Here is an 18,241-nt window from a genome sequence, read left to right as displayed (position 1 = left end):
GATGAGCACAGTTGTAGGCTCGATGGTTGTGGAAAGCGACGCATCCAGGTCCCGGTCAGGGCGCTCCGGCCGAAGCCGGTCCAGCCGTCCGGCCAAGGACACGCTGTCGCGCGAGGAGCGCAAGGAGGTCACCCGCCGGGCCATCGTCGCCGCCGCCCTGCACCTGCTGGAGCAGGACAGCTTCACCGCGCTGAGCCTGCGCGAGGTGACCCGCGAAGCGGGGATCGTGCCCGCGGCCTTCTACCGACATTTCGAATCCATGGAAGCGCTCGGGCTGGTCCTCATCGACGAGTCCTTCCGCTCGCTGCGCGACATGCTGCGCGGCGCACGTGCAGGCAAGCTCGACCCCAACCACGTCATCGACTCCTCGGCCGAGATCCTGATCGCGAGCATCAGCGAACGCCGTGAGCACTGGCGGTTCATCACCCGCGAACGCTCGAGCGGAGTCTCGGTGCTGCGGTACGCCATCCGTACCGAGCTCCGACTACTCACCTCCGAGCTCGCCATCGACCTGGCCCGGTTCCCCGGCCTCAAGGGGTGGAGCAGCGAGGATCTCAACATTCTGGCCAGCCTGTTCGTCAACGCCATGATCTCGGTCGCCGAACTGGCCGAGGACGCCGCCGACCAGACCGCGCTCGACGAGATCAAAAGAACCGCCATCAAACAGATGTCGATGATCACCATCGGGGTCCGGGGCTGGAGCAGCGCGACCACCTAGAGTCGGCTCATGCCGACCCTCGAGCTCTCCCGCCCACGCCCCGAGATCGCCGTCATCACCCTGAACAGGCCGGCGAAACTCAACGCGCTGTCCCCCGAGCTTGTCGAGGATCTCCACGCCACCCTGGACGCGATCGCAGCGGACAACGACTGCCGGGTGGTGGTGCTCACCGGCGCCGGTCGCGGATTCTGCTCGGGGCTGGACCTCACCGACAGCAGCACGCCGCCGGTCTCGGACGGGCTGGAAAAGCCGCGGGCCGGGATGCGCTGGCAGGAACGTATCGCCGCGTTGACGGTCAAACTGCACCGACTCCGCCAGCCGGTGATCGCTGCGGTCAACGGCGCGGCCTACGGCGGCGGGTTTGCCCTCGCCATGGCCAGTGACATCCGCGTCGCCTCGGAGGCCGCGCGCTTTTGCACCCAATTCATCAAGCTCGGCCTCGGCGGCTGCGATATCGGAGTCAGTTACACGTTGCCGCGCATCATCGGCGCGGGCCCCGCCTTCGACCTGATCCTGACCGCGCGCACCGTCGATGCCGCCGAGGCGCTGCGCTTGGGCATGGTGTCCCGGATCGCGACGGACCCGCTCGCCGAAGCACTCGACATCGCCGAAACCATGTGCGGATTCGGCACATTCGGGCTGGAATCCACCAAACAGGTGCTGTGGGCCAACCTCGACGCGGGATGCCTGGAGACCGCACTGCAGGTGGAGAATCGCAGCCAGATCCTCGCCGCGGGCAGCGGTGCGATGCAAGCCTTCACCGATGCCTTCGCCGCGCGCAAGAAGGATTAGCGGGGCGTCCCGCCGCCGTCGACGATCACGACCTGCCCGGTGATGTAACTACCGGCCGCCGAGCACAACAGCAGCGCGGCCCCCACCATCTCGTCCGGGGATGCCAGCCTGCCCAACAAGGTGCCGTTGGTCATCGCATCGATGGCCTCCTGCGGGTTGTTGCGCATCATGTCGGTGTCCACGGGTCCGGGCGCGATGGCATTGACCCGGATACCGGCCGACACCAGCTCGGCGGCCATCGATCGGGTCATCGACATCAGCGCGGCCTTACCCGATGCGTAGATGGACAGCGCCGGCGCGAACATGAAGGCGCCGACCGAGACCATGTTCAGGACGGCCGCGGCCGCGCTGCGCTGCAGATGCGGCAGTGCGTGCTGCACCAGGAACACCGGTCCCTGCAGATTGACCGCATACGACTTCTGCCACGCCTCCGGCGTCATCTGGCCGATCGGCTGGGCCAGCGCGTTGGCGGCATTGTTGACCACCACATCGATGCCGCCGAACTCGGCAACCGTCGCCTCCACCAGGGCGCCCAGATCGTCCACGTCACCCATGTGCGTCGGTACCCCGATGGCCTGCCCACCGAGTCCGCGCAGATGCTCCGCAGCGGCGGCGCAGGCGTCCGGTTTACGGCTGGCGACGACCACCCTGGCACCGGCCAGCACGAAGCCTTCGGCCAGCGCAAGACCGATTCCGCGGGTGCCCCCGGTCACAATCACGGTGCGATCAGTCATGTCGAACAATCGGTCAAAGGCTGCGCGATCCACGCCAGTAGTAGACCAGATCGCCCCGCTGACGTGCGGGAAACTGGACCCCAGCAACCGACCGCGCGCCGCGCTGACCGGTCGCCTACGCTCGACGCGGACCCCTTCGAGGGGCACACCTAAGCTGTGAACATCTGGTTCGGCAGCTAATCTCGATCCGAACCGGGTGCCGCGCCGATCGGGCGGGCCCGCGAACCTGGAGGTGTAATGCAGATCGCTGGACGCGGGGCCGGCAAGATTGCCAGTTCAGTGCTGCATCGCCGGAACTACATCGCAGCCCGGAACATGTTCCGCGTCTACGAGCATCCGATCGCGGTCTTCAAGCAGTATCTGACCGGCGGCGGGAGCTACCCCACCACGATGCGCTTGCGCAGCCCGATGGGCTGGATCGAGCTACGCCTCTACTCGTCGCACGACCTGCTCACCGTCAACGAGATCTTCTGCCGGTCGGACTACCACGCCGATGCCGACGATCGTGTCATCGTCGACTACGGCTCCAATATCGGCATCTCGGCGGCGTATTTCCTGTCCCGCAGCAAGGATGCCTACACCTACCTGTTCGAGCCGCTGCCGCGTAACGTCACGCGCCTGCAGGAGAACCTGCGCCCCTTCGAGGATCGTTACACCCTGCAGCAGGTCGCGGTCGGAGCCAGCGCCGGCGAGGTCGAGTTCGGGTTCGAGGAGACCGGGCGCTACGGCGGCGTCAACGCCCACTTCGGCAACTCGCTGACCGTGACCTGCGTGGAGTCACAACAGGTGCTTCGCGATGTCATCGACAAGCACGGGCAGATCGACATCCTGAAGATCGATATCGAAGGCCTGGAAGCGGCCGTCATCGACAACATCCCGGTCGATGTCGCGGAGAAGATCAAGAAGCTCTACGTCGAGTACCTTTTCGACGAGAACCCGCTGGCGCAGACCCACTCGCTGGAGCACTACGGCGGTATCGCCCAGTTCACGCGCCTAGCGAACTGACAACTCCCGCCGGCTGACGAACCGGCGGGATGCACCGCCGAGCGGATCGTCGAACTCCAGGCATTGGGCCAGCAACTGCAGCGGCCGCGAGAAATCACCTGCCGCCACCTCGACGAGGCGCGGATAGAGCGGGTCGTTGTCGATCGGCACGCCCATCGAGTTCATCTGCACCCGCAACTGATGGGTCCGCCCGGTGCGTGGGCTCAGCTTGTACAGCCCGGCGCCCAGCCTCTCGGCATAGGTCTCGGCGTTCGGCTCGCCGGGCTCCTCGAACGCCTGCAGGCGACCACGCACCTTGGTGATCCTGCTGCGCAGCACCGCGGGAAGCGCGACGGTCGGGGTTCCGGCGGCCCGCGCCAGATAGGTCTTGCGCACGCGGCCGTCGGCGAACATCGTCTGATAGGCACCCCGCACCTCGCGGCGCACCGTGAACAGCAGCACGCCGGCGGTCAGCCTGTCGAGCCGATGCGCCGGGCTCAGTTCGGCGAGGCCGAGCTCACGGCGCAACCGCACCAGCGCGGTCTGCACCACATGCCCACCGCGGGGCATGGTCGCCAGGAAGTGGGGTTTGTCGACGACGACGATATCGTCGTCGTGGTGCACGATCGGCATGTCGAACGGCACCGTCACCTCGTCGGGCAGATCGCGGTAGAGGTAGACGTGCGCACCCGCCGCAAGCACCGAGTACTCGTCGTAAGGGATCCCGTCGGACGAGAACACCTCCCCGGCAACTACTTTGGCGCCCGCGCCCCAGCGCCGTTCGAACTCGTCGACCAGTCGGCCGCCGTGCAGGCGCACCCGTGCCGGGCCGATCCCGGCGTACCGGTCGGATGCGCTCAAGTGAGCGGCACCGGTTCCAGGATCTCCGCGCGCGCCTCCGGGGCTGCCGCCCGTAGGGCATCGGCGGACTCGTCGTCCGGTTGGGTCTGCGAGCGCACCTCGGCCTCCACCCGCGCCAGATAGGTCGCCACCTCGCGGTCGATATCCGCCTCGCTCCAACCGAGAACGGGCGCAACGGTTTCGGCGACTTCGCGGGCACAGTCCACACCCCGGTGCGGATACTCGATCGAGATCCGCATCCGACGGGCCAGGATGTCCTCCAGATGCAGCGCGCCTTCGGCGGCGGCGGCGTAGACCGCCTCCACCTTCAGGTACACCGGTGCAGCCGTGATCGGTTCCAGCAGTTCGGGTTTCCCGTCCGCCATCGTCAAAACCTCACTGATCAGCGAGCCGTACCGGTCCAGCAGATGCCGCACCCGGTAGGGGTGCAGATCATAATGGGCACCCACGTGTTCGGTCTGGTTCACCAACGCGAAATAGCCGTCGGCGCCGACCAGCGGCACCTTCTCGGTGATCGACGGCGCCACCCGGGTCGGCACGAATTCGGCTGCGGCGTCGATGGCGTCGGCACCCATCACCCGGTAGGTGGTGTACTTGCCGCCCGCAATGGCCACCAGCCCCGGCGAGGGCACCGCCACTGCGTGTTCGCGGGACAGTTTTGAGGTGGACTCGCTCTCACCGGCCAGCAGCGGACGCAGACCGGCATAGACGCCGTCGATATCGTCATGGGTCAGTGGAGTGGCGAGCACCGAGTTGACGTGACCGAGGATGTAGTCGATATCGGCCTTCGTGGCCGCCGGGTGGGCCAGGTCGAGATTCCAGTCGGTATCGGTGGTCCCGATGATCCAGTGTGTGCCCCACGGGATCACGAACAACACCGACTTCTCGGTGCGCAGGATGATCGCCACCTCGCTGACGATGCGATCACGCGGGACCACGATGTGCACGCCCTTGGAGGCCCGCACCCGGAACCGTCCGCGCTCCTTGCTCAACGCCTGGATCTCGTCGGTCCACACCCCGGTCGCGTTCACCACGACATGCCCGTGCACCTCGGTGACCGCGCCATTCTCCGTGTCGCGAACCCGCACACCGGTCACCCGGTCGCCCTCCCGCAGCAGCGCCACGACCTGGGTCGAGGTGCGCACCACAGCGCCGTAGTGCGCCGCGGTGCGGGCCACCATCATGGTGTGGCGGGCGTCGTCGACGACGGTGTCGAAGTATCGGATGCCGCCGATCAGCGAGCTGCGCTTGAGGCCAGGGGCCAGCCGCAACGCTCCGGCCTTGAGCAGATGTTTTTGCGCCGGAACGGATTTCGCGCCACCGAGCTGATCGTAGAGAAAGATGCCCGCCGCGATGTAGGGCCTCTCCCAGACCCGTTTGGTGAGGGGGAACAGGAATGGCAACGGTTTCACCAGATGCGGGGCCAGGGTCGTCAGCGAGAGCTCACGCTCGTGCAGCGCCTCGCGTACCAGGCCGAACTCCAGTTGCTCCAGGTAGCGCAGGCCACCGTGGAACATCTTGGAGCTGCGGCTCGACGTGCCCGAGGCGTAATCACGCGCCTCGACCAGCGCCACCCTCAACCCACGGGTCGCAGCGTCCAGGGCGGCACCGGCACCGACGACGCCACCGCCGATGACGACGACGTCGAACTGTTCGCTGCCGAGTCGTTCCCAGGCCGTCGCGCGCTGGGCCGGACCGAGTTGAGCTTGACCATTGCCAGAAATCGGGTCAGTCACGCTCTCGAGCCTACGTTGCGTGGCGGGCCGGTGTGGGCCGTCGAGACGAGGAACTGACCTTTAGTCGAGATCGTCGTGGGCCATCAGCCGGCGTGCCGCCTCGACGATCGAGCCCGACAGCGACGGGTACACCGACAGGGTTTGCGCCAGATCGGTGACGGTGAGGTTGTTCTGTACCGCCAGCGCGATCGGCAGGATCAGTTCGGAGGCGATCGGCGCGACCACCACACCGCCGATCACCACGCCGGTCGCGGGCCTGCAGAAGATCTTGACGAAGCCGCGGCGCAGCAGCGACATCTTGGCCCGCGCATTGGTGGTCAGCGGCAGCATCAGCGTGCGCGCGGGCACCTCACCGCTGTCGATCTTGGTCTGCGGGACGCCGACGGCCGCGATCTCCGGGCGGGTGAACACCGCGGCCGCCACGGTGCGCAGCCGGATCGGGTTCACCCCCTCGCCGAGTGCGTGGTACATCGCGATGCGGCCCTGCATGGCGGCCACCGACGCCAGCGGCAGCAGTCCCGTGCAGTCACCGGCGGCGTAGATGCCCGGTGCGGTGGTGCGCGAGACCCGGTCGACCTTGAGGTAGTTGCCGGGGCCCAGCTCGATACCGACCCGCTCCAGACCGAGGCCGCTGGTGTTGGGCACCGAGCCGACCGTCATCAGCGCGTGACTGCCCTCGACGGTGCGCCCGTCGGCCATCGAGACCTTGATACCGGTGTCGGTGCGGGTCACCGAGTCGGCGCGGGCGTTCTTCACCAGCTGGACACCGCGTTCGGCGAAGGCCTCCTCGAGCACCGCCGCCGCGTCGGAGTCCTCGTGGGGCAGGATCTGGTCCCGGCTGGCCACCACCGTCACCTTGACGCCGAGCTCGGTGTAGGCGCTGCAGAACTCGGCACCGGTGACACCGGAGCCGACGATCACCAGATGCTCGGGCAGCTCGGTCAGATCGTAGAGCTGGCGCCAGTTCAGGATGCGTTCGCCATCGGGGCGCGCATTGGGCAGCACCCGCGGCGTGGCACCGGTCGCGATCAGCACCACATCGGCCTTGAGCACCCCGGTCTTACCGTCGCGCGTGGTGACCTTCACCCGGTGGTGGGCCATCCCTGGCACGTCGTCGACCAGCTCGCCGCGACCCTGGACGACGGTGACGCCATTGCCGAGCAACTGCGAACCGATATCCGCCGACTGCGAGCGGGCGAGAGTCTTGACCCGGTTGTGGATCTGACCCAGCGAGATCTTGGCGTCGTCGATGGCGATGTCGAACCCGAGGCCGTTGGCGCGCCGCAGCTCGGTACGCACTCCCGTCGAGGCGATGAACGTCTTGGAGGGCACGCAGTCGAACAACACACACGCCCCGCCCACGCCGTCACTGTCGACGACGGTGACCTGGGCGGCCTCCGGGCCGCGCGCCGCCGCCACCAGGGCAGCTTCGTAGCCGGCCGGTCCACCGCCGATGATCACGATCCTGGTAGGCACGGTCATAACCTAGTCAATCCCGCTCGGCCGCGCTGCCGAGCCCGGCCTTATCCCCCGGGTCGCTTCGCTCGCCCCCGCAAGCGGGAGGTACCCCCAGCCCACCGTGACATTCCCCGGGTCGCTTCGCTCCTGCCCACCGGACCGCTTAAGGTTGGCCCCGTGCCGCTCTACGCCGCTTACGGATCGAACATGCATCCGGAACAGATGCTGCAGCGCGCGCCGCATTCGCCGATGGCCGGTACCGGCTGGTTGCACGGCTGGCGCCTGACCTTCGGCGGCGAGGACTACAGCTGGGAAGGGTCCCTGGCGACCCTGGTCGAGGACCCCGAGTCCAAGGTGTTCGTCGTGCTCTACGACGTGACCGCGGAGGACGAGGCCAACCTGGATCAGTGGGAGGGCTCCGAGCTGGGCTTCCACAAGAAGATCCGGTGCCGGGTACAACGGCTGTCCTCCGACACCAGCACCGATCCGGTCCTGGCCTGGCTCTATGTGGTGGACGCCTGGGAGGGCGGACTGCCCTCGGCGCGCTATCTCGGGGTGATGGCCGATGCCGCCGAGATCGCCGGGGCCCCGGCCGAGTACGTCCACGACATCCGGACCCGCCCGGCCCGCAACGTCGGACCCTGACTCGGTCTGAACCTGACTCCGTCGGCCCCTGACGCGTCTGCAATGTTCCGCTGACAGCGTTGTCATGGACATATATCCGTGACAACGCTGTCAGCGGAACATTGCGATCTAGACCAGGCCGGACTGCTCCACCAGGTTGACCATCGTGCGCACCCCGACCGCGAGCGCCCGCTCGTCCAGGTCGAAGGTCGGCTGGTGCAGATCCAGCTGCGGGCCCTGACCCGACCACACACCCAACCGCGCCATCGCCCCCGGCACCTCTTCCAGGTACCAGGAGAAGTCCTCGCCGCCACCGGACTGGTGGGTGTCGGCCAGCGCGTCGGGCCCCAGCGCCTCGATGGCGTGGGTGAAGATGCGGGTGGCCACCTCCTCGTTGACCACCGGCGGCACACCGCGACGGTAGTTCACACTGTGCTCCACGGCCAGCGGCGCCAGTAGCGACGAAACAATCTCGCGGACAAGTGATTCCAGGGTGAGCCAGGTGTCCCGGCTGGCGGTGCGAACGGTGCCCGCCAATGTGCCGGTCTGCGGGATCGCGTTGGCCGCGACACCGGCGTTGACCGCACCCCACACCATCACGGTGCTCTTGCGTGGGTCGATACGACGCGACAGCACACCGGGCACCCCGGTGATCAACGTGCCCAGGGCGTACACCAGATCCCCGGTCAGATGCGGGCGTGAGGTGTGCCCGCCCGGCGAGTGCAGGGTGATCTCGATGGAGTCCGCCGCGGAGGTGATCGGCCCCAGGCGCACCGCGACCTTGCCGACCTCCAGGCGCGGATCGCAATGCAGCGCGAAGATCCGCGCCACCCCGGCGACGGCGCCGGCGGCCACCGCGTCGATCGCCCCTCCGGGCATCAGCTCCTCGGCGGGCTGGAAGATCAGCCGCACCCCGACCGGCAGTTCGGGCGCCGACGCCATCGCCAGACCCGCACCGAGCAGCACACTGGTGTGCGCGTCGTGCCCGCAGGCATGCGCGACGCCCGGCACGATCGAGCTGAACGGCAGGCCCGTCCGTTCGGCCATCGGCAGCGCATCCATATCGGCACGCAAGGCCACCCGCGGGCGATCCTCGGGACCGAAATCACAGGTCAGACCGGTACCGCCGGGGAGCACCTTCGGGTTCAGCCCCGCGTCGGCCAGCCGGGTGGCGACGAACTCGGTGGTCGCGAACTCCTGGCGCCCCAACTCGGGGTGGGTGTGGATATGGCGCCGCCACGCGACAAGGTCGTCATGGTGCGCTGCCAGCCAGTCCTCGGTGTGCGCCCGCAGGGTCATGCGTTCTCCTGCCGCTCGGCCAGTGCGGCGAGCACCCTGTCCCGTTCGTCGGCATTCTCGGACAACGCGACAACGGTGCGCGCCAGCATGATCGCTCCTTCCACGACGGCTTTGTCCGCGCTCGGCCCGACGGCCGCGGCGGTGAATCCGGGTTGGTGCAGCGATGCGCCCCCGGCGTCGATGCCGACGACGGGGTGGATACCGGGCAGGCGCTGGGTGACGTTACCCATGTCGGTGCTGCCCAACGGGAACGCCGCCTCCAGCTCGACCGGCAGCGGATGCCGCCCGACGCGCAGCAGTTCGGACCGGAACACCTCGGAGAGGAATCGGTCGGGCACCAGCGCGTCGTATGGCGGGGCCGTCTCGCGGATCTCGTGGGTGGCACCGGTGGCGACCGCCCCCGCCGCGAAACAGCCGGCCATCCGCTCCTCGAGGGCCTTCAGCGAGGTCATGTCGGTGGCGCGCATGGTGTAGCGCAGTTCGGCGTGACCGGGGATGACGTTGGCGGCCTGCCCGCCCTCGGTGACGATGCCGTGCATCATCTGCCCCGGCATCAGCTGCTGGCGCAACAGCCCGATGGCCACCTGTGCCACGGTGACCGCATCGGCGGCATTGATCCCGAGGTACGGAGCGACGGCGGCGTGCGATTCTCGGCCCGTGTAGCCGACGGCGACCTCGGACAGCGCAAGCGAGCGCGCCGCCGCGATATCGGCGGGCCCGGGATGCAGCATGACCGACGCGGCGATGTCATCGAACGTTCCGGCGTTGAGCAACAACACCTTTCCGCCACCGGCCTCCTCGGCCGGGGTGCCGATCAGCACCACGGTCAGACCCAGCTCGTCGGCCACCTCGGCCAGCGCCAGGGCGGTGCCCACGGCGGAGGCGGCGATGATGTTGTGTCCGCACGCATGTCCGATCTCGGGAAGCGCGTCGTACTCGGCACAGATTCCGATGGCCAGATCCCCGCTGCCGTATTCGGCACGAAACGCGGTGTCGAGCCCGCCAGGGGCGTCGAGGACCTCGAAGCCGCGTTCGGCGACCAGCGTGCGGGTCTTCGCGCAGCTGCGGTGCTCGGCAAAGGCCAGTTCGGGCTCGGCGTGGATATCGTGCGACAGCGCGATCAGGTCGCCGCTGCGGCGATTGACGGCGTCCTCGACGCTCGACGACGCGGTGACCGTGGACATCCTGGCAGTATCTCACTCGTGTCTGATGCTCAGTCGGCCGCCGATGCCGCCGCCCAAGCGATCGGTGAGCGCACCGGTGTGTCCGCCCATGATGTCGCCGTCGTGCTCGGGTCGGGGTGGGCGCCCGCGTTGACCTCGCTCGGCGAACCGACCGCGTCGCTGCCGATGGCCGACCTGCCGGGTTTCACCCCACCCACGGCGGCCGGGCACACCGGTCGGGTGCATTCGCTGCACATCGGTGAGCACCGGGTTCTGGTGCTGGTGGGGCGGATTCACGCCTACGAGGGACACGACCTCCGCCATGTCGTGCACCCCGTGCGCACGGCCTGCGCGGCCGGTGTGGGCACGGTCATCCTGACCAACGCCGCCGGTGGGTTGCGCCCCGACATGTCCGTCGGCCAGCCGGTGCTGATCTCCGACCACCTCAACCTGACCGCGCGCTCGCCGCTGGTCGGCGCGCAGTTCGTGGACCTTGTCGACGCCTACTCCCCCGCGCTGCGCGCGGTGGCGCGCGATATCGATCCCGGCCTGGCCGAGGGCGTGTACGCCGGCCTGCCCGGCCCGCACTATGAGACGCCCGCGGAGATCCGGATGTTGCGCACGATCGGAGCCGATCTGGTCGGCATGTCGACGGTGCACGAGACCATCGCGGCCAGGGCCGCCGGCGCGGCGGTGCTCGGTATCTCACTGGTGACGAATCTGGCGGCCGGGATGACCGGGCAACCACTGAACCACGAAGAGGTGCTGGAGGCGGGCCGGCAGTCGGCGACCCGGATGGGTGCACTGCTGGCGGCGGTCATCGAGCGGATCTGAACCGACCCGGCGGAGCTCAGCCCACCAGGTAGCGCTGCAACGTCGGCCCGATCCAGCCGACGACGTCGTCGTGGCTCATCTGCTGCAGCGGCGGGAACCCGAGGACGTAGCGACACAACGCCATCCCGAGCACCTGGGTGGCGGCCAGGCCGGCGCGCACCGGCGCCTGCGCCGGATCGTCGATGACCTTGCCGATCACCGGCGCCAGCTGCGCCGCGAAGATCGTCCGCATCCGTTCGGCCACCGCCTCGTTGGTGACACCGGCGCGCAGCAGGATGAGCAACGCCTCGTCGCGCTCCCACCGCTCGATGAAGTGGGCCGCCAACGCCCTGCCGATATCGGCGATCGGGATGTCAGCCAGATCCGGCAGTTCCAGATCGAACTCGGCGGCCGCGGCGAAGAGGTTCTCCTTGGTGCCGTAATAGCGCATGACCATCGACGGGTCGATGCCGGCGTCGGCGGCGATGGCGCGAATGGTGCCGCGTTCGTAACCGTCGGCGGCAAAGCGTTCCCTGGCCGCGGCCAGGATGACCGACTTGGTCTCGGATGCCGATCGCCTCATGTCAACGACTGTAGGCCAACAGGTGTTGACATTCCCATCGCAGGCGCGAATAGTTTGTCAACAACCGTTGGCCAACACTTGTTGACAAAGGAGTGGTGATGATCGATGTCCTGATAGCCGGCGCGGGACCGGTCGGGTTGACCGCCGCGATCGTGCTCACCCAGCGGGGCCGCCGCGTCCAGGTGATCGACGACCAGGCAGCGGGCGCCAACACTTCCCGGGCCGCGGTGGTCCACGCTCACACCCTGGAACTGCTCGCCCCCTACGCGGTGTCCCGCGACCTGGTGGCCCGGGGCATCCAGGTACCGGCATTCAGCATCCGCGATCGGGACACCACTCTGCTAACGGTGCCGTTCGGCCGTCTCCCCACCCCGTATCCGTACACATTGATGATCCCCCAGGCCGATACCGAAGCCCTGTTGCTCGGACGCCTGGAACAGCTCGGCGGACACGTGCTGCGGCCGGTTGCCCTGACCGACGTCAGCCGGCATGGCGATGGCATCACCGCCGTCTGCGCCGACGGCCGAGAGATCCGCGCCCGCTATCTCCTGGGCGCCGACGGTCTGCACAGCACGGTGCGCGAGCGCGCCGGCATCGGGTTCACCGGCAGTACCTATGCCGACGCGTTCGTCCTGGCCGACGTCCGCCTGTCCGGGGGACTGGGCGCCGAGGAGGTCATTCTCTACTTCTCACCGGCCGGCCTGGTGGTCGTGGCACCGCTGCCCCAGGGGCGGCACCGCATCGTGGCCACAGTCGACGAGGCACCGGCCGAACCCGACGCCGCCTTCGTCCAACACCTACTGGACGAGCGGGGACCGCAGGCGCAGCGGGCCGTCGTCGAGCAGATCGTCTGGAGTTCGCGTTTCCGCGTGCATCACCGGATCGCCGATACGTTCCGCAGTGACCGGATGCTGTTGGCAGGCGATGCCGCCCACGTGCATTCGCCGGCCGGCGGTCAGGGGATGAATCTGGGTATCGAGGACGCGGTGACCGCCGGCGAGGCGCTCGACCGGGTGCTGGACGGGGCACCGGAGAGCCTGCTCGATGCGTACGCCACCGAGCGCAAGCGCACCGCCGAAAGCGTCATCGCGCTGGCGGGCAGGCTCACCGATCTGGCGACAGTGCCACCCGGGCGACGCCGGCTACGCAACACCGCGCTGCGGATGGCCGGCACGCTTCCTGCCGTTCGGCGGGCAGCGGCGTACCGGCTGTCGGGTGTGGACCGGCGCTAGAGGTGCGCCACGGATCGCCGCCTGCTCAGCGCGGCCATCCCCTTGGCCAGGAACGGCGCCGCGAACAGCATCAGCAGGATCCGCACCACCTGGGCCGCGACGATGAAGGTGACGTTGGATCCGGTGTCGACGGCGGTGGCCAAGACCGCGTACACCCCACCGGGGCTGGTCGCCAGGTATCCCTCCAGCAGGCTCAGACCGGTGAAGTGGGCCAGCAGCACACCAAGGCCCGCGGTGGCGACGGTCAGCAGCACGATCAGCGCCAGCGCGGCGGGCAGCGCACGGCCCACCGAACGCAGGGACTCCCGGGTGAACGCCAGCCCGGCCTGCCACCCGATCAGCAGGTAGCCGAGTTCGACGAGAACGACGGGAACCGTCAGGCCGAACGAGTAGCCGCTGAGCTCGAGGCCGACGGTCAGCGCCAGCGGTCCGAGCAGGCCCGCGCCCGGTAGCCGGATCAACCTGCCGACCAGCGCACCGACCATGATCAGCGCCGCCATGATCGCGACGCTGAGATACCAAGGCGCCGCGCCGGTTTCGCCGAGCGGAGACACGCCCGGATGCGACTTGTCGGCGTGGAAGATCAACGTCACCACCAGCGGCATGGATGCGGTCACCACCCCGACCCGCAGATACTGCACCACCGAGACGACGCGTTCGTCACCGCCGAGCTCCCTGGCGATGGCGACCAGGCCGGAGGCTCCGCCGGCCGTCAGGGCCAGCGAACCCGTCAGCGGGCTGATATCGCGGCGCAGCCCCAACAACGCCCCGGCCAGCACGCTCAGGGCCAGCGTCGCGACCACGATCGCCAGGACCACCGGCCAGTCCGGACCCAGGGCGGCCGCGGCGTCCGGGGAGACCATCGTCCCGATGTAGACACCGAGGACACCCTGGGCGGCCATGCCTGCCCGACGCGGTATCCCGGCGGGAGCGAATGACGTCAACGCCAAGCCGATACCGACGACCAGTGCGGCGAACAGCGCCGCCGACGGGACGCCGAGGGCGGTGAATCCCACGGTCACACCGACGCTGACCACAGCCAGCACCAGCCATTTCGCCGTCGAACGCAGCGCCTCAGCCAATCCGCCACCTCCTCATATAGCAAGTATGAACTTGGTAATTAAAGATCGCAAACAGCAGATAGACCATGAATTGATCAGGTATAACTTGGTTTATGAGTGCTTCCGACGGCACCGCCGCGACGGAGTTACGCGAGTCGGTGATGGCCGTGGCCCGCCAGCTGCGTCGCCATCGACCCGACCATGGCCTCACCCTGAGCCAGATGCAGGTGCTGGCCGAGGTGACCCGTACCGGGGCGGCCACCCCCGCCGAGCTCGCCGCCCGGATGCATGTGCGGGTGCAGTCACTGACCGACAGCATCAACGGACTGGTCACCGCGGGCCTTGCCTCGCGACGGACCGACGACGGCGACCGCAGAAGGCAGCTGGTGGAGCTGACCGAGGCCGGAGCACGGTTGCTGGCCACCGATCGTGCCGAACGCGATGCCTGGTTGCACCGCTCGATGCGGGAGAACCTCACCGATCTGGAGTTCGACCTGCTGATGCTGGTGGCCCCGGTACTGCGCAAGCTGGCCGATGCCGAACCGGGCACAATCGGGGCATGACACAGCCGCAGGACTGGATCGCCCACGACCCGGATCCGGTCACCGCAGCCGAGCTGTCCGCCTGCGATGATGCCGAGCTCGCCCGCCGGTTCGCCCACCCGCTGACCTTCGGCACCGCGGGCCTGCGCGGGCCGGTACGGGGCGGACCGGATGCCATGAACCTGGCGGTCGTACTGCGCACCACCTGGGCGCTGGCCCAAGTACTCAAGGACCGCTGCTTGGCCGGATCGCCGGTCGTGGTGGGCCGCGACGCCCGGCACGGGTCCGAGCAGTTCGCCATCGCCGCAGCCGAAGTGCTTGCCGCCGAGGGATTCTCCGTCACCCATCTGTACACACCGACACCGACACCGGTGGTGGCGTTCGCAGTCCGCAGGCTCGGTGCGGCCGCCGGGGTTCAGATCACCGCATCGCACAACCCGGCCGCCGACAACGGCTACAAGGTGTACGGCGACGGCGGGATGCAGATCATCTCGCCCACCGATCGCGAGATCGAGTCCACTGTCGCCCGCGCCCCGCATGCCGACGAGATACCCCGTACTCCGGTGCCGCCCGCCGGCGCCGACCTGATCACCGCATACCTCGAGCAGGCCGCGAAGGTGCGTCGTGCGGCCGGCTCGGTCCGCGTGGCGTTGACCCCGCTGCACGGCGTGGGGGGTGAATTCGCTTTGGACGCATTGGCGTTGGCGGGTATCGACGATGTGCACATCGTGGCGTCGCAGTTCGCACCGGATCCGGACTTCCCCACCGTCGCCTTCCCCAACCCCGAGGAGCCCGGCGCCACCGATCGCCTGTTGGCACTCGCCGCGGACGTGGCGGCCGATATCGCGATCGCGCTGGACCCCGATGCGGATCGGTGTGCCGTCGGCATCCCGACCCCCAGCGGTTGGCGCATGCTCAGTGGTGACGAAACCGGTTGGCTACTGGGCGATTATCTTCTTTCTCGGCACCCCGCACCGGACCAGGCGCTGGTCGCCAGCACCGTGGTGTCCTCACGCATGCTCGCGGCCATCGCCGCGGGTTACGGTGCCCGGCACGCCGAGACGCTGACCGGGTTCAAATGGCTGGCGCGGGCAGGCTCCGGACTGATCTACGCCTACGAAGAGGCCATCGGGCACTGTGTGGACCCGGACACCGTGCGGGACAAGGACGGAATCAGCGCCGCGGTGCTGGCGTGTGACCTGGTGACCGCCCTGCGGGCACAGGGGCGTACCCCACACGACGCGCTCGACGACCTTGCCCGTCGCTGCGGTGTGCACCTGACGCTGGCCGTCTCCCGGCGCGTCGATGATGCCGATGCCGCGATGGCCCGGCTACGGGCCGATCCGCCCCTCGAGCTCGCGGCCGTGCCGGTCACCGTCGAGGATCTGGACCTGCGCCGCGGTCAGCAGCGCACCGACGCGTTGCTCTTCACCGGCGACGGGGTGCGCGTGGTGGTGCGACCATCGGGCACCGAGCCGAAGCTGAAGTCCTATATCGAGATTCGCCGGCCTCGTACCGATGACCTGGCCGCGGCCCGCGCGGAGGCCGCGACGCTGGGTGCCGCGGTGCGCTCGGTCGTCGAGCGGTTCTAGTCAGCGCGGACCGAACTGCCGGTCACCGGCGTCACCCAATCCCGGTACGATATAGGCGATCTCGTTCAGCCCGTCGTCCACGGCAGCGGTGATCAGTCGGATACCTGGCGCGGCCTCTTCCAGTGCCGCGATACCTTCGGGCGCGCACACCACGCAGATGGCGGTGATGTCGTCGGCATTGCGGTCACGCAACAGACCCAGGGTATGGGCCATCGATCCGCCGGTGGCCAGCATCGGGTCGAGCACGAAAACCGAACGGCCGCGCAGATCGTCGGGCAGCGACGCCAGGTACGGGGTGGGCTGGTGGGTCTCCTCGTTGCGAGCGATCCCGACGAACCCGACTTGGGCCTCCGGAATCAGCGCATGTGCCTGGTCGACCATGCCCAGTCCGGCCCGCAACACCGGCACCAGCAGCGGCGGATTGGCCAACCGGGCGCCGGCCGTCTCGGTCAACGGGGTACGCACCGGGATCGACTCGGTCGCCGCCTCGCGGGTGGCCTCGTAGACCAGCATCAGGGTCAGGTCCCGCAACGCCGACCGGAAGGCGGCGTTGTCGGTGCGCTCATCGCGCAGGGCGGTCAGCCGGGCGGCAGCCAACGGGTGATCGACGATCTGGACGTTGAGGTGACCCATGGGCACAGAGACTAGTCGGCACCCGGGGCGGACCCGCACCCGAAAACCGGATGGAACCGATCCGGCATCGGCTGCGTCATAACGACATGTTCGCTGATACCGCGGCCATCGGAATCCGGGCCGTCGAACTGGCCCGGTTGTCCACCGACCTCGACGCGGTCGCGGCCGAGCTCCCAGGGGCCGCCGCGGCCTGCGCCGGTGCGCTCGGTCCGGTCGGGACCGACTTCGTGGCCGCCCTCACCGGCGCCCTGGAGGCGGCGGCGCAGCTGACGCATCGGCTCGCTGCCGCCCTGGGCGCCGCGGGCGACACCACCGCGCGCACAGCCGCGGACTATCTGGACACCGACCGGCTGTCCGCGATGCGGCTCGCGCTCTGACATGCCCACCGCGCTCAGCACCCCGCTGCATCATCTGCTCGCACAGCTCGGGCCGGGCGCGCCCGCGCGTCCCGATGCCGAACTGGCCGTGCTGGGGTCCCGGTTGTCCGAGACCGCAGCGGCGCTCGGTCGCCTGGCCGACGCCCTACCGCAGTCCTGGTCCGGCCCCGCCGCATCGGCGGCCTCGGGATATCTGCGCGAGGTCTCCGATGCGCTGCACGCCCTCGCCGAGCATCTCGGTGCGTTGGGCGCCGAGATCGACGAGGCCGCCGGGACCGTCACCGGGGTGCGGGCCGAACTCGAACGGCTGATCACCGACTTCGAGACGCGTGCCGCGGCCCTGCAGGCCCAGCCCGGTGGCGCCGAGGTGGTCGCCGACGAGGCTCAACGTGCGCACGCCGCCGCAAACGGGCTGGTCGGCGATCTCCGCGGCCGGCTGGCAGGCGGTGCGCAGAACCTGGCCACGCCACCGCCGGCGCTCGCACCGGCCGGCCTGGGTCCGGTGGCGACCGGTTCGGCCGGGGGCGCCCGTCCGGGTTCCGGGCTCGCCGACGCGGTACTCGCCGCGCACCGACAGATCGAGGCGCCGGATGCCGCACAGTTCGGGGCGGGCGAGGCCGTCCGCCTGCCCGACGGCAGCACCGTGGCAGCCCCGAATGCCGTGGCGGCCGGCGCGGTGCGCCACGCCCTCACCCAGCTCGGGGTGCCCTACCAGTGGGGTGGCACGACGGCCGGGGTCGGGCTGGACTGCAGTGGGCTGACGCAGTGGGCCTACCGGGAGGCCGGTCTGGACATCCCGCGGCTGGCCCAGGAACAAGACATCGGGGCGGCGGTGGACGCCGGGTCGCTGCGCCCCGGCGATCTGGCCGTCTGGGACGGTCACGTCGCGATGATCGTCGGCAACAACACCATGATCGAGGCGGGTGATCCGGTCCAGCTCTCCCCCGTCCGGACGACCAATGCCGGTCAGGGATTCCAGGGTTTCTGGCGTCCCACCGCATGACCGGTTCGGCGCCCAGCCGGGTGTGGCCCGGAACCG

19 protein-coding genes are annotated in these 18,241 nt (G+C 68.9%); 10 read left to right on the top strand and 9 right to left on the bottom strand.

Annotated elements, in window-relative coordinates:
• The first annotated feature begins 1 nt into the window (after nucleotide 1).
• Together G154_RS08200 and G154_RS08195 are read left to right on the top strand one after the other, a co-directional pair.
• Nucleotides 2-718, top strand: a complete 717-nt coding sequence (locus tag G154_RS08200; protein WP_234713042.1) for a TetR family transcriptional regulator — start codon at nucleotides 2-4, stop codon at nucleotides 716-718.
• 9 nt (nucleotides 719-727) lie between these two features.
• Nucleotides 728-1,510: an enoyl-CoA hydratase-related protein gene (locus tag G154_RS08195; RefSeq protein WP_019510082.1), complete on the top strand. Its 783-nt coding sequence runs from the start codon at nucleotides 728-730 to the stop codon at nucleotides 1,508-1,510.
• On the opposite strand, the gene G154_RS08190 is transcribed toward G154_RS08195, so the two are convergent.
• On the bottom strand, nucleotides 1,507-2,277 hold the full coding sequence (locus tag G154_RS08190; RefSeq protein WP_019510083.1) for an SDR family NAD(P)-dependent oxidoreductase: 771 nt from the start codon (nucleotides 2,275-2,277) through the stop codon (nucleotides 1,507-1,509). The genes G154_RS08195 and G154_RS08190 overlap by 4 nt on opposite strands.
• A 204-nt stretch (nucleotides 2,278-2,481) precedes the next feature.
• On the opposite strand from G154_RS08190, the gene G154_RS08185 reads away from it, so the two are divergent.
• Nucleotides 2,482-3,249 (top strand): FkbM family methyltransferase, encoded by a 768-nt coding sequence (locus tag G154_RS08185; protein ID WP_019510084.1) that lies wholly within the window; start codon nucleotides 2,482-2,484, stop codon nucleotides 3,247-3,249.
• Here G154_RS08185 and G154_RS08180 read toward each other — a convergent pair.
• The 3 genes from G154_RS08180 to G154_RS08170 are packed head-to-tail and all read right to left on the bottom strand — an operon-like array spanning nucleotide 3,238 to nucleotide 7,301.
• Nucleotides 3,238-4,089, bottom strand: coding sequence for a pseudouridine synthase (locus tag G154_RS08180; RefSeq protein ID WP_019510085.1), 852 nt, complete (start codon nucleotides 4,087-4,089; stop codon nucleotides 3,238-3,240). The two genes, G154_RS08185 and G154_RS08180, sit on opposite strands and share 12 nt — an antisense overlap.
• Nucleotides 4,086-5,825 carry a glycerol-3-phosphate dehydrogenase/oxidase gene (locus G154_RS08175; RefSeq protein WP_019510086.1) on the bottom strand — a complete coding sequence of 580 codons (1,740 nt, stop codon included), beginning with the start codon at nucleotides 5,823-5,825 and terminating at the stop codon, nucleotides 4,086-4,088. The genes G154_RS08180 and G154_RS08175 overlap by 4 nt, the downstream gene beginning before the upstream one ends.
• 60 nt (nucleotides 5,826-5,885) lie before the next feature.
• Entirely contained in the window at nucleotides 5,886-7,301 is a 1,416-nt protein-coding gene (locus G154_RS08170; RefSeq protein ID WP_023985417.1) for an NAD(P)H-quinone dehydrogenase, read from the bottom strand.
• Between the two features lie 159 nt (nucleotides 7,302-7,460).
• Between G154_RS08170 and G154_RS08165 the strand changes: the two genes are divergently transcribed.
• Complete coding sequence (locus G154_RS08165) at nucleotides 7,461-7,928, top strand: gamma-glutamylcyclotransferase (RefSeq protein ID WP_019510088.1); 468 nt, start codon at nucleotides 7,461-7,463, stop codon at nucleotides 7,926-7,928.
• A gap of 108 nt (nucleotides 7,929-8,036) precedes the next feature.
• Here the strand turns inward: G154_RS08165 and G154_RS08160 are convergent, their stop codons facing one another.
• Nucleotides 8,037-9,206: an amidohydrolase gene (locus G154_RS08160; RefSeq protein ID WP_019510089.1), complete on the bottom strand. Its 1,170-nt coding sequence runs from the start codon at nucleotides 9,204-9,206 to the stop codon at nucleotides 8,037-8,039.
• Entirely contained in the window at nucleotides 9,203-10,390 is a 1,188-nt protein-coding gene (locus G154_RS08155) for a M20 family metallopeptidase (protein WP_019510090.1), read from the bottom strand. The genes G154_RS08160 and G154_RS08155 overlap by 4 nt, the downstream gene beginning before the upstream one ends.
• 18 nt (nucleotides 10,391-10,408) lie before the next feature.
• Here G154_RS08155 and G154_RS08150 point away from each other — a divergent pair, with 18 nt between their 5' ends.
• Nucleotides 10,409-11,203 carry a purine-nucleoside phosphorylase gene (locus G154_RS08150; RefSeq protein ID WP_019510091.1) on the top strand — a complete coding sequence of 265 codons (795 nt, stop codon included), beginning with the start codon at nucleotides 10,409-10,411 and terminating at the stop codon, nucleotides 11,201-11,203.
• Between the two features lie 16 nt (nucleotides 11,204-11,219).
• Here the strand turns inward: G154_RS08150 and G154_RS08145 are convergent, their stop codons facing one another.
• Nucleotides 11,220-11,765 (bottom strand): TetR family transcriptional regulator, encoded by a 546-nt coding sequence (locus tag G154_RS08145; protein ID WP_019510092.1) that lies wholly within the window; start codon nucleotides 11,763-11,765, stop codon nucleotides 11,220-11,222.
• 98 nt (nucleotides 11,766-11,863) lie between these two features.
• On the opposite strand from G154_RS08145, the gene G154_RS08140 reads away from it, so the two are divergent.
• On the top strand, nucleotides 11,864-12,997 hold the full coding sequence (locus G154_RS08140; RefSeq protein WP_031601373.1) for an NAD(P)/FAD-dependent oxidoreductase: 1,134 nt from the start codon (nucleotides 11,864-11,866) through the stop codon (nucleotides 12,995-12,997).
• On the opposite strand, the gene G154_RS08135 is transcribed toward G154_RS08140, so the two are convergent.
• Nucleotides 12,994-14,079 carry an AbrB family transcriptional regulator gene (locus G154_RS08135; RefSeq protein ID WP_234713041.1) on the bottom strand — a complete coding sequence of 362 codons (1,086 nt, stop codon included), beginning with the start codon at nucleotides 14,077-14,079 and terminating at the stop codon, nucleotides 12,994-12,996. The genes G154_RS08140 and G154_RS08135 overlap by 4 nt on opposite strands.
• A gap of 92 nt (nucleotides 14,080-14,171) precedes the next feature.
• Between G154_RS08135 and G154_RS08130 the strand changes: the two genes are divergently transcribed.
• A complete protein-coding gene (locus G154_RS08130) occupies nucleotides 14,172-14,621 on the top strand; it encodes a MarR family winged helix-turn-helix transcriptional regulator (protein WP_019510095.1) in 450 nt (149 codons plus the stop codon).
• Nucleotides 14,618-16,192 (top strand): phospho-sugar mutase, encoded by a 1,575-nt coding sequence (locus tag G154_RS08125; protein WP_019510096.1) that lies wholly within the window; start codon nucleotides 14,618-14,620, stop codon nucleotides 16,190-16,192. Before G154_RS08130 ends, G154_RS08125 begins: the two co-directional genes overlap by 4 nt.
• Here the strand turns inward: G154_RS08125 and upp are convergent, their stop codons facing one another.
• Nucleotides 16,193-16,825, bottom strand: a complete 633-nt coding sequence (gene upp / locus G154_RS08120) for a uracil phosphoribosyltransferase (RefSeq protein WP_019510097.1) — start codon at nucleotides 16,823-16,825, stop codon at nucleotides 16,193-16,195. It abuts the gene before it with no gap.
• A gap of 86 nt (nucleotides 16,826-16,911) precedes the next feature.
• On the opposite strand from upp, the gene G154_RS08115 reads away from it, so the two are divergent.
• Entirely contained in the window at nucleotides 16,912-17,202 is a 291-nt protein-coding gene (locus G154_RS08115) for a hypothetical protein (protein ID WP_131701298.1), read from the top strand.
• A gap of 1 nt (nucleotide 17,203) precedes the next feature.
• Nucleotides 17,204-18,205 carry an NlpC/P60 family protein gene (locus G154_RS08110; RefSeq protein WP_019510099.1) on the top strand — a complete coding sequence of 334 codons (1,002 nt, stop codon included), beginning with the start codon at nucleotides 17,204-17,206 and terminating at the stop codon, nucleotides 18,203-18,205.
• Nucleotides 18,206-18,241: the final 36 nt, after the last annotated feature.

Source organism: Mycobacterium sp. VKM Ac-1816D (assembly GCF_000416385.1).
Taxonomy (GTDB): Bacteria; Actinomycetota; Actinomycetes; order Mycobacteriales; family Mycobacteriaceae; genus Mycobacterium; species Mycobacterium neoaurum_A.
Note: the sequence above shows the minus strand (reverse complement) of the source record. Positions and strands in the feature narration are given on the sequence as shown.

Excerpts from the sequence above, each read along its gene's own strand:
- G154_RS08200 (WP_234713042.1), top strand. The coding sequence starts at position 2 with ATGAGCACAGTTGTAGGCTCGATGGTTGTGGAAAGCGACGCATCCAGG.
- G154_RS08195 (WP_019510082.1), top strand. The coding sequence starts at position 728 with ATGCCGACCCTCGAGCTCTCCCGCCCACGCCCCGAGATCGCCGTCATC.
- G154_RS08185 (WP_019510084.1), top strand. The coding sequence starts at position 2,482 with ATGCAGATCGCTGGACGCGGGGCCGGCAAGATTGCCAGTTCAGTGCTG.
- G154_RS08160 (WP_019510089.1), bottom strand. The coding sequence starts at position 9,206 with ATGACCCTGCGGGCGCACACCGAGGACTGGCTGGCAGCGCACCATGAC.
- G154_RS08155 (WP_019510090.1), bottom strand. The coding sequence starts at position 10,390 with ATGTCCACGGTCACCGCGTCGTCGAGCGTCGAGGACGCCGTCAATCGC.
- G154_RS08145 (WP_019510092.1), bottom strand. The coding sequence starts at position 11,765 with ATGAGGCGATCGGCATCCGAGACCAAGTCGGTCATCCTGGCCGCGGCC.
- G154_RS08140 (WP_031601373.1), top strand. The coding sequence starts at position 11,864 with ATGATCGATGTCCTGATAGCCGGCGCGGGACCGGTCGGGTTGACCGCC.
- G154_RS08130 (WP_019510095.1), top strand. The coding sequence starts at position 14,172 with ATGAGTGCTTCCGACGGCACCGCCGCGACGGAGTTACGCGAGTCGGTG.
- G154_RS08125 (WP_019510096.1), top strand. The coding sequence starts at position 14,618 with ATGACACAGCCGCAGGACTGGATCGCCCACGACCCGGATCCGGTCACC.
- upp (WP_019510097.1), bottom strand. The coding sequence starts at position 16,825 with ATGGGTCACCTCAACGTCCAGATCGTCGATCACCCGTTGGCTGCCGCC.
- G154_RS08115 (WP_131701298.1), top strand. The coding sequence starts at position 16,912 with ATGTTCGCTGATACCGCGGCCATCGGAATCCGGGCCGTCGAACTGGCC.
- G154_RS08110 (WP_019510099.1), top strand. The coding sequence starts at position 17,204 with ATGCCCACCGCGCTCAGCACCCCGCTGCATCATCTGCTCGCACAGCTC.